General features: G+C 70.2%; 12 protein-coding genes and 3 tRNA genes. 5 read left to right on the top strand and 10 right to left on the bottom strand.

Annotated elements, in window-relative coordinates:
- Positions 1-12: 12 nt before the first annotated feature.
- Positions 13-264 carry a DUF3073 domain-containing protein gene (locus tag ACFXMF_RS28310; protein ID WP_020555620.1) on the bottom strand — a complete coding sequence of 84 codons (252 nt, stop codon included), beginning with the start codon at positions 262-264 and terminating at the stop codon, positions 13-15.
- A 239-nt stretch (positions 265-503) separates the two neighbouring features.
- A complete protein-coding gene (locus ACFXMF_RS28305) occupies positions 504-1,604 on the bottom strand; it encodes a Glu/Leu/Phe/Val dehydrogenase dimerization domain-containing protein (RefSeq protein ID WP_360312199.1) in 1,101 nt (366 codons plus the stop codon).
- Positions 1,605-1,751: 147 nt separating this feature from the next.
- Between ACFXMF_RS28305 and ACFXMF_RS28300 the strand changes: the two genes are divergently transcribed.
- Entirely contained in the window at positions 1,752-2,633 is an 882-nt protein-coding gene (locus tag ACFXMF_RS28300; protein WP_360312113.1) for a hypothetical protein, read from the top strand.
- Between the two features lie 534 nt (positions 2,634-3,167).
- Positions 3,168-3,374: a developmental transcriptional regulator BldC gene (bldC, locus tag ACFXMF_RS28295; protein ID WP_020555617.1), complete on the top strand. Its 207-nt coding sequence runs from the start codon at positions 3,168-3,170 to the stop codon at positions 3,372-3,374.
- Between the two features lie 753 nt (positions 3,375-4,127).
- Here the strand turns inward: bldC and ACFXMF_RS28290 are convergent.
- The 6 genes from ACFXMF_RS28290 to ACFXMF_RS28265 form a co-directional block, all read right to left on the bottom strand.
- Positions 4,128-5,339, bottom strand: coding sequence for a glutathionylspermidine synthase family protein (locus ACFXMF_RS28290; RefSeq protein WP_360312110.1), 1,212 nt, complete (start codon positions 5,337-5,339; stop codon positions 4,128-4,130).
- Between the two features lie 31 nt (positions 5,340-5,370).
- Positions 5,371-5,739 (bottom strand): hypothetical protein, encoded by a 369-nt coding sequence (locus tag ACFXMF_RS28285; protein WP_360312108.1) that lies wholly within the window; start codon positions 5,737-5,739, stop codon positions 5,371-5,373.
- Between the two features lie 346 nt (positions 5,740-6,085).
- Positions 6,086-6,814 carry a VIT family protein gene (locus ACFXMF_RS28280; RefSeq protein ID WP_360312106.1) on the bottom strand — a complete coding sequence of 243 codons (729 nt, stop codon included), beginning with the start codon at positions 6,812-6,814 and terminating at the stop codon, positions 6,086-6,088.
- 161 nt (positions 6,815-6,975) lie between these two features.
- Positions 6,976-7,049: transfer RNA gene (locus ACFXMF_RS28275), tRNA-Phe, on the bottom strand.
- 46 nt (positions 7,050-7,095) lie between these two features.
- Positions 7,096-7,170 (bottom strand) — tRNA-Asp (locus ACFXMF_RS28270).
- A gap of 90 nt (positions 7,171-7,260) precedes the next feature.
- Positions 7,261-7,333 (bottom strand) — tRNA-Glu (locus ACFXMF_RS28265).
- Positions 7,334-7,482: 149 nt separating this feature from the next.
- Between ACFXMF_RS28265 and ACFXMF_RS28260 the strand changes: the two genes are divergently transcribed.
- The gene (locus ACFXMF_RS28260) at positions 7,483-7,842 is read left to right on the top strand and encodes a metallopeptidase family protein (RefSeq protein ID WP_360312104.1); all 360 of its coding nucleotides are present in this window, start codon (positions 7,483-7,485) and stop codon (positions 7,840-7,842) included.
- 4 nt (positions 7,843-7,846) lie between these two features.
- Here the strand turns inward: ACFXMF_RS28260 and crcB are convergent, their stop codons facing one another.
- Positions 7,847-8,197: a fluoride efflux transporter CrcB gene (crcB, locus tag ACFXMF_RS28255; protein ID WP_379988748.1), complete on the bottom strand. Its 351-nt coding sequence runs from the start codon at positions 8,195-8,197 to the stop codon at positions 7,847-7,849.
- A complete protein-coding gene (locus tag ACFXMF_RS28250; RefSeq protein WP_360312100.1) occupies positions 8,194-8,577 on the bottom strand; it encodes a CrcB family protein in 384 nt (127 codons plus the stop codon). The genes crcB and ACFXMF_RS28250 overlap by 4 nt, the downstream gene beginning before the upstream one ends.
- A gap of 133 nt (positions 8,578-8,710) precedes the next feature.
- Here ACFXMF_RS28250 and ACFXMF_RS28245 point away from each other — a divergent pair, with 133 nt between their 5' ends.
- Both ACFXMF_RS28245 and ACFXMF_RS28240 read left to right on the top strand, forming a co-directional pair.
- Complete coding sequence (locus ACFXMF_RS28245) at positions 8,711-10,180, top strand: hypothetical protein (RefSeq protein WP_379988750.1); 1,470 nt, start codon at positions 8,711-8,713, stop codon at positions 10,178-10,180.
- 208 nt (positions 10,181-10,388) lie between these two features.
- On the top strand, positions 10,389-12,725 hold the full coding sequence (locus tag ACFXMF_RS28240; protein ID WP_379988752.1) for a DEAD/DEAH box helicase: 2,337 nt from the start codon (positions 10,389-10,391) through the stop codon (positions 12,723-12,725).
- The last annotated feature ends 164 nt before the right edge of the window (positions 12,726-12,889 follow it).

Below are 12,889 nucleotides of genomic sequence, written 5' to 3'. Positions count from 1 at the left end.
AAGATCGCGGGGTCAACGATGGCGCGATCGGCCGTCGTCTTCCTCGTCTTCGTCATCGTTGTAACGAGCCGAGTACCCCGCGTAGGGGTCGTCGAACTCGTCTTCACTCGTGTCGTCGTCAACCTCAGGCTTGCCGATCGGCAAGTCGGTTGGCGACGACGCGCCCAGCTCTTCAGCCAGACGGCTCAGATCCGTACCGCCGCTGTTGTACTTCAGCTGGCGGGCGACCTTTGTCTGCTTGGCCTTGGCCCGGCCGCGCCCCATGGCTCGACCCCCTCAACGACGGGGCTCACGGCCCCGGGTCTTGACACGCGTTCATAGTCAGGGACGGTTCGATGGCACTTGAGAACCGGCCCGTAGGGGATTAACGGTACCTGCTTCCGCTGCCGGACGGTACGTCGCATGGGTGACAGCGGGGCTCGGACCCCGACCGGGCTGTACCGTTCCGGCTGGTCAGGGGCCTGGTCTGGGGTCCTTTGCCGAGTCTGACGATACCGTGTCGGTCAGCTTTGGAGGTAGATGTCACGCAGGCGGCCCACATCCGCCATGCGTCGCTCGGCCAATCGGTCCGCCGCGAGGGCCGGTGGCACCCCCTCCTCGTCGGCCAGGGCGAAGATCTTCGCGGTCGTCGCGCGGATGCCCGTGGCCTTGCGCTTGGCCCGCTCGAAGTCGAATCCGTGCCGCTCGTCGGCGACCTGGATCACCCCGCCGGAGTTCACCAGGTAGTCCGGCGCGTAGAGCACGCCGCGCTCCGCGAGCGCCTTCTCGATGCCGGGATGGGCGAGCTGGTTGTTGGCCGCGCCGCACACCACCGAGGCGGTGAGCACCGGGACCGTGTCGTCGTTGAGCGCACCACCGAGCGCGCACGGCGCGTACACGTCCAGGTCCGAGAGTCGGATCAGGGTGTCCGTGTCGGCCGCGAAGTCCACCTCCGGGTGTTGGTGGCGTACGTGCGCCACCGCACGCTCGTCCACGTCGGTGATCACCACCGAGGCGCCGTCCGCGACCAGGTGTCCCACCAGGTGCCGGCCGACCTTGCCGACGCCCGCAACGCCCACCCGCCGCCCGCGCAGGGTGGGGGTGCCCCACCGGTGCTCGGCGGAGGCCAGCATGCCCTGGAAGACCCCGTAGGCGGTCAGCACGGACGAGTCGCCGGCACCGCCGTTCTCCGGGGAGCGGCCGGTGACGTAGGCGCACTCCTTGGCGACCACGTCCATGTCGTCGACGTAGGTGCCCACGTCGCAGGCGGTGATGTAGCGACCGCCCAGCGACTGCACGAACCGCCCGTAGGCGCGCAGCAGCACCTCGGTCTTGTCCCGGGTCGGGTCGCCGATGATCACCGCCTTGCCGCCGCCGTGGTCGAGGCCGGCGAGGGCGTTCTTGTAGGCCATGCCGCGGGAGAGGTTGAGGACGTCCGCGACGGCCTCCTCCTCGGTCTCGTAGGGGTGGAACCTGGTGCCGCCGAGGGCGGGTCCCAGGACACTGGAGTAGATCGCGATGATCGCGCGCAGTCCGCTTGCGCGGTCCTGGCAGAAGACGACCTGTTCGTGGCCGGTCGACCTGCCGAACACCAGGCCCGACGTCGTGCCGTCCGAGCCATCCATCCTGTCGGTCACTGTGGTGACTCCATGGGATCGTGGTGAGCTTTCCGCCGCGCGGGTGCGCGCGGCGATTCAAGCCTAGAACCCGTCCGGATCACCGGGTTGGACCTTCTTCACCTCGGGGCCCATCCGACGTGCCAAGATGCGTTCGTGCGGACTTCGGTGGTTGCCCCCTACGCGGCGTACCTGCGGGTGTACGAGCCGCTTGCCGCGTTTCCCGAGCCGGAACGCGGGCGGTGGGCGGCCTACGCCGCCACACGGCCGGCAGGCCCCTCCGCGTCGCCCGAGGCGTCCTCGCCCGCCGGGCTGACCGCGCAGGAGCACCGGAGCGGCCTGGAGAACCTCCTGGCCACCCCTCCGGTGATCGCGCCGCCGCACGAGAGCGAGGACGCCTACGTACACGTCCTGGACGGCGTCACGGTGATCTGCCCGCGGCAGACCCGGCTGCGCTGCTGGACCGCGCTGGCCGAACTGCGTCGGGAGTATCCGGCGACGGTGCTGGACGTGTTCTGGCCGCGAATGGTGCTCGACCAGGCGCACGTGGAGCACGAGCGGTGGAAGTCCGCGCACCCCGACGTGCATCCGCACATCCACAGCAGCACGTGGCACGTGCCGGTGCGCTGGTTCGTGTTGTTCGCGCCCGACGAGCGGGTGCTGGTGCCCGCGGCCGGGAACGCCTCGGCGGGGCCCGGCGAGCTCTACTACCGCACGCCGATGGTGCAGGCCCGGCGTCGGGTCGCCAGGGCGCTCAAGGTGCTCCGCGAGACGGTCGAGGACGGGGCGCTGATCACCGGCCTGGAGAGCGTGGGCCGCTGGCTGGAGGAGTTCCATCCACGCGCCCTGGTCGAGTTGGACTACGGCGGTCTGGTGCGACTGCTCGGATCGGGTGATCCGGCGGCCGAGAACTCGGTCGCGGACGTCGCCGAGGGCATCGCCGCGCTGGGTTCCGGTGACGGAGCGCGAGCATCGGCGGCCTACCGAAGGATTACGGAGCGTTGGCAATCGGTACGTGCCCTGGAGCACGCGAGCTGAGCAAGCGTCCGCATTTCATGAAGTTTCGGCGTGACCGTCGTCACTCTTTCGTGTTCAGTCGCCCTGCGATCTGAAAGCCTCTCAACCTGCTGGTTCGAGTTGTGGGACTCCCAGCCCTCCAGGTTGTTGGAGATCGACTCACAACAAGGTGCATACGCCAGCGAATGGTTCGTATATGATGAAAAGGACAAACCAGATGTAGTCGGTCTGGCCGGGTCGGGTCATCGGGGATACTTCGTTGCTGGTGGGACGGGGTGGACACGAGGGGTCGATCGTGCCCGAGTGACTCATCGTCACGGTCGGGTGACTGTCCGCTATGCCTGGTCCTTCGGGATCGCGTGGCTTGAACCCTGGGATGCCAATTCCGGCGGTTTGACCAACCGGGTGCGGCGGATGGTGTACTTGTACTGTGAAGGACAAGCCGTTCGTCCTATAACCGACTTGGCCCTCATGAACTATTTAGGACATCGTGGGTCAAGGTGCAGAATTTGAAGAAAGAACCGTGTTGGTTCGGTTCTCCCGAGGAGGCCGCTCATGACCGCTCGTACGCCTGATGCCGAGCCGCTGCTGACGCCGGCCGAGGTTGCCAGCATGTTCCGCGTCGACCCCAAGACGGTGACGCGCTGGGCCAAGGCCGGCAAGCTCACGTCGATCCGCACGCTCGGCGGACACCGTCGCTACCGCGAGGTGGAGGTCCGCGCCCTGCTCGCGGGCATTCCGCAGCAGCGCAGCGAAGCCTGAGGGCTGCGTCGAAAGCTTTTCCCCTGAGTGCTGCACCGGATCCCGCCGGGTCCGGTGCAGCACTCTTTTGTGTGCCCGGAGGGTGTCGATCCGCGGGCCGCTCGGCCCGGCGTCGCGTCGGTGTCGCGCTGCGGTCGGCCCGGGGTTCGGGCGGCGCTTTCGGCGGCGGTGGGGCGGCGTGCGACGCGGTGGGCCGGGGGTGCCGATGGGGCCCGATCGGCCGCTTTCGCGGCGGATCCATGACGGCGTCCAGTAAAATATCACATAGAATGCACAGTCGATTTCCGGCCGCCGACGAAAACCTTCTCCGGTCAAAACAGTGACCTTGGTCACACTGGTGTTCGCGGCCCGTCCGCGTGATCGCTCGCGGCAGTGGTTCGGACCTTTCCCCGGTCCGGCCGATCCGTGAGGTCGCCGGCGGCCGGCGGGCGCCCAGGGGAGGACCCCGATCGATTCCCGGGTACCGAGGGCATCGCAGGGCCCGTGTGGGGCCGTCGGGGCCGCTGTCGGGCCAGAGTCGGCCAAGGGGTGTCGACGCGGTGGGCTCGGCGGGTCGGGGGGCCGACCCGGTCCGCGTCGAGCGGGCGCGGCGGTCGGGCATCGGGGTGGATTCGACGGGCCCGGCCCGAAATCGCCGATCGAACACGCTGAGTGATGATCGGACGATTCGCGGCGCGATTTCGATCTCGCCGATTCGCCGGCGTTCGTCACTGTGTGCAAGCACGGTGACCGTGCGCGCGGTGCCGTGCCCGGTCAGTCCTCGTCGAGCCAGGCGAGCCGGGTGTCCTCGTCCGGGGCCGGGCCGTCGATCAGGTGCGGCAGGAAGCGGGCGTACCCGTCGGTGACCGGGCCGCTGGACTCGCGGATGCCGACGCCCGCGGACTTCCCGTCCACCACCCACGCGCCGAGTACGGGCTTGTTGCCGTCGAAGTCGGGGAGCGGCACGTACTCCTGGAAGCACCAGCCCTCGTCGCCGTACGCCTCGGCGGGCTGGATGTGCTCGCCCGCGGGCGTGACGATGCGGATCGCGTCGCCCTCGCGCCCGTGCAGCGGCTTGGCCACATACGACTCCATGCCGCGCGGCGAGTCCAGGAAGGCGGGCAGCAGGTTCGGGTGGCCGGGATACAGCTCCCACAGCACCGCGAGCAGCGCCTTGTTGGACAGGATCGCCTTCCAGGCCGGTTCGACGAACAGGCACGAGCGGGGATGGCTCATCAGGTGCTTCCCGAACGGCTCGGCGAGCATGTCCTCCCACGGGTAGAGCATGAACATCGTGTCGATGCCCCGCTCTTCCAGGTCGACGAAGCGCAGCCGCTCGCTGTCCCAGCCGATCTCGGCGACCTCCAGGCCGATGGTGGTCAGCCCGGCCTCGGTCGCGGTGTCGCGGAGGTAGGCGGTGTGCAGCCACTCCTCCTCGTCCTCGGTGCCCTCCACGTGCGCGAAGTGCATGGTCTCCGAGCGCAGATAGGGCTTGATCCGGCGCCAGGTGCGGACCAGCCGCTCGTGCAGGCTGTTCCACTGGTCGCGCTCCGGGAAGCAGTCGCGCAACCAGTACCACTGGACCAGGGATGCCTCGATCAGCGCGGTGGGGGTGTCCGCGTTGTATTCGAGCAGCTTGGCCGCGCGGCCGTCGCCGCCCCAGGCGAGGTCGAACCGCCCGTAGACGCTCGGGTGTTCCTCCTCGAGCGTGATCCGCAGATAACCGCGGGCCTCGTCGGGCAGGCCGAACGCGGTCAGGTCGCCGCGCTCGATCACGTGCCGGGCGGCGGCGAGCGACATCTCGTGCAGTTCCTCGGTGACGTCCTCGAGCCGGTCCACCTCGTCGAGGGTCAGCTCGTAGTACGCCTCTTCGTGCCAGTACGGCACCTCGGTGCCGTCGTCCTCTTCCCAGGTCGCATAGAGCAGCCCCTGCGACTCGACGAGCGGTTTCCAGCCCGGTCGAGGCGTGCTGGGTATACGGCGCATGGCTCAAGCCCTCCCCGGATGTGACACCGCGTCAGCTTGAACTCTTCGACGGGCACGAGCCGAAGCCGCCGCGTTCCACTTTGCCCTTGCGCGGGCGATCGAAGGATCCCTGCCCGGCGAGGAGAGTCGTACCCCTGGCCGGGGTGAGGGTCTGTCCGCACGAATGCGGGACGTAGTACCAGGACAGGGTCGGGTCGGTGCGGCCCAGGCAGCGGAAGTCGTCGACGCGCACGTTGTGCGTGCGATCCGCGCAGACCTCGGCGTAACCGCTGCGGGCCGAGTTCTTGCCGCCGCCGCTCCCGCAGGCGGTGAGCGCGCCGGCGAGGGTCAGGGTCAGGGTCGCCGCGACCGCGGTCGACTTCATGCCGCCCTTGCGCTGCGGGCGCGAACCCGACGACACGAGCCTGACGATACGAGTGGGGCCGGCCACGAGTCCTCCGTCCGGGGATGTCGACGACGGTCCGATGCGAACCGACTCCGAGGACGGTATCGAGACCTGCGGGCCCGCGGTGGCCCGGTGAGTGGGAAAACACGGAACTCGCGACGAGGCCGGGTCGATTTGTTCGACGGTGGCGGGGATGCCCGATCCCGGTCGCCCGGCCGGGGCCGACCCGGCCATCACCGTGGCGCGGGAGGGCGGTGCTCCACGTGCGGGCGTGAATACGCGGCGTTACCACTGGAAGGAAAGCGCGTGATCACATTGATTCGCGATGAATCGGGCGACCTGTTCCGGGCGCCGCCGCGGCTCAGACCCCGCTCGCGTCGAGCAGGCTGCCCACTCCGTAGGTGACCGCCATCGCCAGGGCCCCGCCCGCGGTGGTGCGCACGATCGCGCGGGCCGGCGGCGCACCACCCAATCGGGCCCCGCTCCAGCCGCACAACACCAGGGCGACCAGCACGGCGGCGACCGTGATCGGGAGCCGGGTCGAGGCGGCCGGCAACACCATCGCGAGCAGCGGCAACAACGCGCCGACGGTGAAGGCCAGGAAGCTGGCGCCGGCCGCGTGCCACGGGTTGGTCAGTTCGTTCGGGTCGATCTTGAGCTCGACCCGGGCGTGTGCGGCGAGCGCGTCGTGGGCGGTGAGTTGCTCCGCCACCTCGCGGGCGACCGGCCCGGTGATCCCCTGCTTCTCCAACAGACCGGTCAACTCGTCGAGTTCGGCCTCCGGTTCGTCGGTCAACTCGCGCCGCTCCTGGATCAGCGCGGCCTTCTCCGCGTCGCGCTGGGTGCTTACCGAGACGTACTCGCCCGCGGCCATCGACAACGATCCGGCGAGCAGCCCGGCCAGCCCGGCGGTGAGCAACTGGGCGCGCTCGTCGGTGGCTCCGGCGACACCGACCACGAGACCCGCGGTGGAGACGATGCCGTCGTTGGCGCCCAGCACGGCCGCCCGGAGCCAGTTCAGCCGGGTCCCCATCGCCTCGTCGTGCGGGGGATGGGTGGGCATCCGGTCGGGGGTGTCCGCGGCGCTCATGACCGAAGTATCACGACGAAGTCCGGTTCGGGCGGCGCGGACACGAGCGCGGGCCCGAGCCGAACCCGACCGGGTGAGTCGCTGCACCGCGTCGCCGGCCCGACCACGCAAGAACGCCCCGGACGATGAATCGTCTGGGGCGTCGGGTTATCCGGCTGCGGTGGCCAGGGGCGGGGTCGAACCGCCGACCTTCCGATTTTCAGTCGGACGCTCGTACCAACTGAGCTACCTGGCCTCGATGGATCAGGGCGCCTTTCGGCGCCCCGATCTTTACCATCTTGCGGTCCTGACGGGATTTGAACCCGCGGCCTTCACCTTGACAGGGTGACGAGCACTCCAAACTGCTCCACAGGACCTCTACCCGCGTTTCCTTGGGCTTCCTTCGTGTTGAACCCTACCGTACTGGCTGTCCGGCTTGTTGCGGCCCCCGGAGGGGGTTTGTTGCGTGCCCCCAACGGGATTCGAACCCGTGCTACCGCCTTGAAAGGGCGACGTCCTAGGCCACTAGACGATGGGGGCTTGTTGGCCGTGTCCGGCGTCTTGTTGCCGTCGGGGACGTCCCGAACTATACGGGGTTTCCGGCGGCGCTTGCAAAGCGGATAACCGGGGGCCGTCACGGGCCTGCGGCAGACCCCGCGAACCGGGGTGCGAAGCCGCAGAATGGGTGGGTGTTGGAGATGTCGCGCGAAGAGTTCGAGGAACTGGTGGCCGAGGCCCTGGACCGGATCCCGCCCGAGCTGACCGGGATCATGAACAACGTGGCGATCTTCGTCGAGGACGAACCCGCCCCCGACGGCGAACACGGGACCAACCTGCTCGGCCTGTACGAAGGCATCCCGCTCACCGAGCGGGGGGACTGGTACGCGGGCGTCCTGCCGGACCGGATCACCATCTACCGCAACCCCATCCTGCGGATCTGCGAGACGTACGAACACGTCGTCGAGGAGGTCGAGGTGACCGTCGTGCACGAGGTGGCGCATCACTTCGGGATCGGGGACGAGTGGTTGCACGAGCACGGGTACGGCTGATCGGTCAGTGGGCCGCGGCGTATCCGAGTGCGGCCGCGGCCAGGCCCAGGACGGCGCTGAGCAGGACGTAGCCGACGGCGACGGGGCGGCGGTCGTGCATGTACATCTCCACGGTCGCGTAGCCGAAGGTGCTGAAGGTGGTCAGGGTCCCGCAGAAGCCGGTGCCGATCAGCGCGGCGATCCGCTCGTCGGGGGCCAGGCCGGTGAGCACGCCCAGGATCAGCGAACCGGCCACGTTGACGGTGAGCACGCCCCAGGGGAAGGCCGATTGGATCCGCGCGGACACGTGCAGGTCGGTCAGGTAGCGCAGCGGGGCGCCGATCAGCGCGCCCAGGATCACCATCAGCGGGATCATCCGGCGGCTCCGCGCGGCCGGTGGGCCAGGACGAGGCCGAGCCGCACGGCCGCCAGTCCCAGGGCGACGCTGCCCACGACGTAGAGGCAGGCCGAGGCCCACGCGTGGCCGGCCGCCAGGGTGCGGGTCTCGACGGCGAACGTGGAGAACGTGGTGAAGCCGCCGAGCACGCCGGTGCCCAGGAAGGGGCGGGTCAGCACGCCGGGCAGGGGCAGGCCCATCAGGATCCCCATCAGCAGACAACCCGTGACGTTGGTGAGCAGGGTCGCCCACGGGAAGGCCGTGCCGCTGTGCGGGAGCGCCTCCGCGAGCCCCCAGCGGCCCAGTGCTCCGATGGCGCCGCCGATCGAGACGGCGGTGAGTACTCCGGTTTGTGACACCCGAACACGCTAGTGCCGGGGTCGGGTTCGAAAATCGCGCGCTCCCGTCGCGCCTTCACGCGCCGCGGCCGAACGGGTGACGTGCGGAGGTGCGAAATTGGAGCCGGTGTTCGCCCGTGCTCATGCTGAGGCGGTGACCACGCAGGGGGACATCGGGCCGATGCCGGACTTCGCCGACGACGAGCCCGAGTTTCCCGGGACCGGATCGACCACCCGGGTGGGCGAACTCGCGTCGGCCGAGTCGGCCGTGCCGCGTGCTCGCAGCGGGTGGCGGTGTTCGCCGGCACCGCAGGCGTACGAACCGGTTCCCGGTCAGGCGTGGGGGGATCCGCCGGCGCGGACCCGGGAGACCGATCGGGCGTCGGCGCGGCCGGACGGTCCCGGCGGCGAGTCGGATCGGTTCGCCGAGCCCGACACAGTCGCCGAGTCCGACGTGTTCGCCGAGTCCGCCGAGTCCGCCGAGCGGCACGGGCAAGTCGTCGGGTCGCCGGCCGAGTTCACGCCGTTCCGGGCGACCGGCAACCTCGCGCCGGAGCTTGCCGAGGTGTCCTGCGGCGCGCCGGTCTCGATGCTCACCCGGTGGTTCGGCGAACCGGCCGGCACCGGGCCCGCGCCCGTGGTGGAGCACGGATCCCCGCTGCCGGATCGACGGGCGACCAGGCGGCGCAAGTCCGCGCATCGGGCCCATCGGGCCCATCGGGTTGTCGAGACCGTCCGCACCGAGGTTGTCGAGGGCGGCGCCGCGGAACGGCGATCGGCAAGCCTCGGCGGCGAGTTCGCGATCGTCTTCGTGGTGATCGCGCTCGTGGTGGCGGGGTTGCTCTGCCACTTCGGCTGGGCCCGTGCCTCGGCTCGGGCGAACTACCTCGGCTTCGACGAGAGCGTGCTGGACACGTCGCCGGCGGAGTATGTGGCGGACGGCCTGCGTGCGCTGTACCGGCCGCTGCTGGTGCTCGTCGCCGGGCTGCTCGCGGTCCGGGTGGTGCACTCTCGGCTGCCGGCGTGGCTGCGCCGGCACCGCCGGATCGGCGCGTGGTGCGCGTGGTCGCTGCGTTGTGCGTGGTTCGTGCTGCCGGGCGCGATCTGGAGCGCGGTGTACCGGTGGCCTGCCCGGGGCGCCCAGTGGTGGCCGCTGCTGTTGCCGTGCGCGCTCGCGGCGGGGCTGTTGCTCAGTGCCTACGGAGTGTTGCTCTCGCGTCGGATCGGGTCGCGTCGGCGCGGTTCGGCGAGCGGTTCGCGGCCGTGGTCGCCGTCGGTGTTGCTGACCGGCGCGGCCGTGGTGCTGTGTCTGTTCTGGGCGTCGGGGGCGTACGCGAAGGTGTCCGGGCGGGACGCGGGCAAGGCCGTCGCGCGGCAACTGCCCGGGCGGACCGGTGTCGTTCTGTACTCGGTGCAGGATCTGCGGATGCGCTCGGGGGACGGGATCGCGGTCGAGGAAGAAATCGGGCCCTCCTACCGTTACCGGTACACCGGACTGCGCCTGTTGCGGCATGCCCCGGGGAGGCTGTTCCTGCTCCCCGAGCACTGGTCGTGGCAGCGTCCGAGGCTGCTCGTCGTACACGAGGACGCACGCCTGAGGGTGGAGTACGAACGCACCCGATAGGCGTAAACGAGTAGTGATCGGGTACGCTGGTGAATCGCTTTGCCCATATCCAGGCGCCGCCATGAGTCGCGGCGCCTCGTAGGCTCGTTCTGGTGCTCCGCAGAAGTGTCGCTTTCTCGTGCGACCACATTTCGGCTGCGGACCTTCGAGACGGGCCGCATCCGGAAGGTTTTGCATGCCCCCCTATGCCAATGACACTGCTACGCCCATGCCCGGTACCGAAGGTGCCGAGGTGCAGGAGGGTGTGGCGGGTGCGCAGGCAGCCGAGGTGACCGAGGTCGCCGCGGAGATTACCGAGATCGCTCCCGAGGTCGTCGAGAACGACGACACCAATGACGGCGACACCGAGCTCGCGGCGCAGGACGAGGCCGCGGCGGGCGCCGATGTGGACACCGACACCGACTCCGACACGGATGTCGACGCGAGTGTCGAGGACGACGCAGCCGACGAGGCCGGGCTCGACGAGGCGGACGACGCCTCGGACGAGGCTTCGGACGAGGTCGAGGCCGAATCCGCTCCCGAACCGACCGGCCCCAGCTTCGCCGAGTTCGGTCTGCACAAGGACGTCGTGGACGCGCTCGCGCGCCGCGGCGTGACCCACCCGTTCCCGATCCAGGCGGCGACGCTGCCGGACGCGATGGCCGGCAAGGACATCCTGGGCCGCGGTCGTACCGGTTCCGGCAAGACGCTGGGCTTCGGGCTGCCGATGTTGACCCGGCTGTCGGGTCGCAAGGCGCGCGCCCGTCGTCCGCTCGCGCTGATCCTCACGCCGACGCGTGAACTCGCGATGCAGGTGCACGACGCGCTGGAGCCCTACGGTCGCATTCTCGACCTGCGGATGAAGACCGTCACCGGCGGCATGTCGATGCCGAAGCAGATCTTCGCGCTGGAGCGCGGCGTGGAGATCCTGGTCGCCACCCCCGGTCGGCTCCAGGACCTGGTGGACCGCGGTTCGGCCGTGCTGGACAACGTCGAGATCACCATCCTCGACGAGGCCGACCAGATGGCGGACATGGGCTTCCTGCCCGAGGTCACCGCGCTGCTCGACCTGATCCCGGCCGGCGGTCAGCGGATGTTGTTCTCCGCGACGCTGGACAAGGGTGTGGACGCGATCGTCCGCAAGTACCTGGACAACCCGGTCACCCACTCGGTGGACCCGCACGCGTCGTCGGTCACGACCATGTCGCACCACGTGCTGGTCGTGCAGCCCAAGGACAAGACGTACGTCACGGCGGCCATCGCGGCCCGTCGCGGGCGCACGATGATCTTCGTGCGGACCAAGTTCGGCGCCGACCGCGTCGCGCAGCAACTGCGTGAGGCCGGTGTCCGCGCCGAGGCGCTGCACGGTGGGATGACCCAGGGCGCGCGTACCCGCACCCTGGCCGAGTACAAGGAGGGCCGCACGCCGGTCCTGGTCGCCACCGACGTCGCCGCCCGCGGCATCCACGTCGACGGCATCGACCTGGTCCTGCACGTGGACCCGGCGGCGGACTCGAAGGACTACCTGCACCGCGCGGGTCGTACCGCGCGGGCCGGCGAGGCCGGTGCGGTGGTCACCCTCGCGCTGCCGCACCAGCGCCGCACGGTGGACCGCCTGATGGAGGACGCCGGCGTCGAGCCGACCCGTCTTCGGGTGCAGGGCTCCAACGACCCGGAGATGCGCAAGCTGACCGGCGCGCGCACGCTGTCCGAGGTCAAGGCGCAGTCCGTGGCGGACGCCGCGGTCGAGGCCGAGGCCGAGGCCGAGCGGCTCGCCGGTCGGATCATCGAGCTCAAGGCCGAGGCGGCCGAACTGCGCCGCAAGGCGGCCGAGTTGGCCGAGGCGGCGAAGAACGGCGACGTGCCGGTGCGGACCGAGCGCTACGAGCGTTCGGACCGCGGTGACCGCGGCGGCGACCGTCGTGAGGGCGGCTACCGGGGCGACCGGGACCGCGGCAGCGACCGTCCGCCGTACGGCGGCGACCGCGGCGGCGACCGTCGTGGTGGTGCGCCGCGTGGCGACCGTCCGTCCTACGGCGACCGGGACCGGGCGCCGCGTTCGGGCGACCGTCCGTCCTACGGCGGCGGCGACCGTCGTGAGGGTGGTTACCGCGGCGACCGTCCTTCGGGCGACCGCGGCCCGCGTGCCGAGCGTCCCGCGTACAACGACCGTCCGGCGTACAACGGCGGCGACCGCGCTCCGCGCACGGGTGACCGGCCGGCCTATGGCGATCGGGCGCCGCGCACCGGCGACCGTCCCGCGTACGGGGACCGGGCGCCGCGTTCGGGCGACCGTCCGTCCTACGGCGGCGGCGACCGTCGTGAGGGTGGCTACCGCGGCGACCGTCCGTCGTACGGGGACCGCGCGCCGCGTACCGGCGACCGTCCCGGCTACGGCAGCGACCGCGCTCCGCGTGGTGACCGTCCGACGTACAACAACGACCGTCCGTCCTACGGCGACCGCGACCGTTCGCACGACCGCGCCCCGCGTCGGGAGGGTCACTACGACCGTCCGGCCGGTGGCCCGGCGGGCGACCGCAAGCCGCGGTGGAAGCGCGACGCGTAAGCGTCGGGTGACCGGGCTATAACTGACGTGTAGTCAAAAACATTGGGCGGGGGGGGGTCGGTCGCGGATAGATACCGCCCCGCCCAGTAAATTGGCGGCAAGAAGCCGACCACGGTAGGAAACATGCCCGGTTACAAACCCCCGGTCCGAGAGTTTTTAGGCGA

The sequence above is a fragment of the Embleya sp. NPDC059213 genome, assembly GCF_042754445.1.
GTDB lineage: Bacteria > Actinomycetota > Actinomycetes > Streptomycetales > Streptomycetaceae > Embleya.
This window is presented reverse-complemented; position numbering and strand designations above follow the sequence as displayed.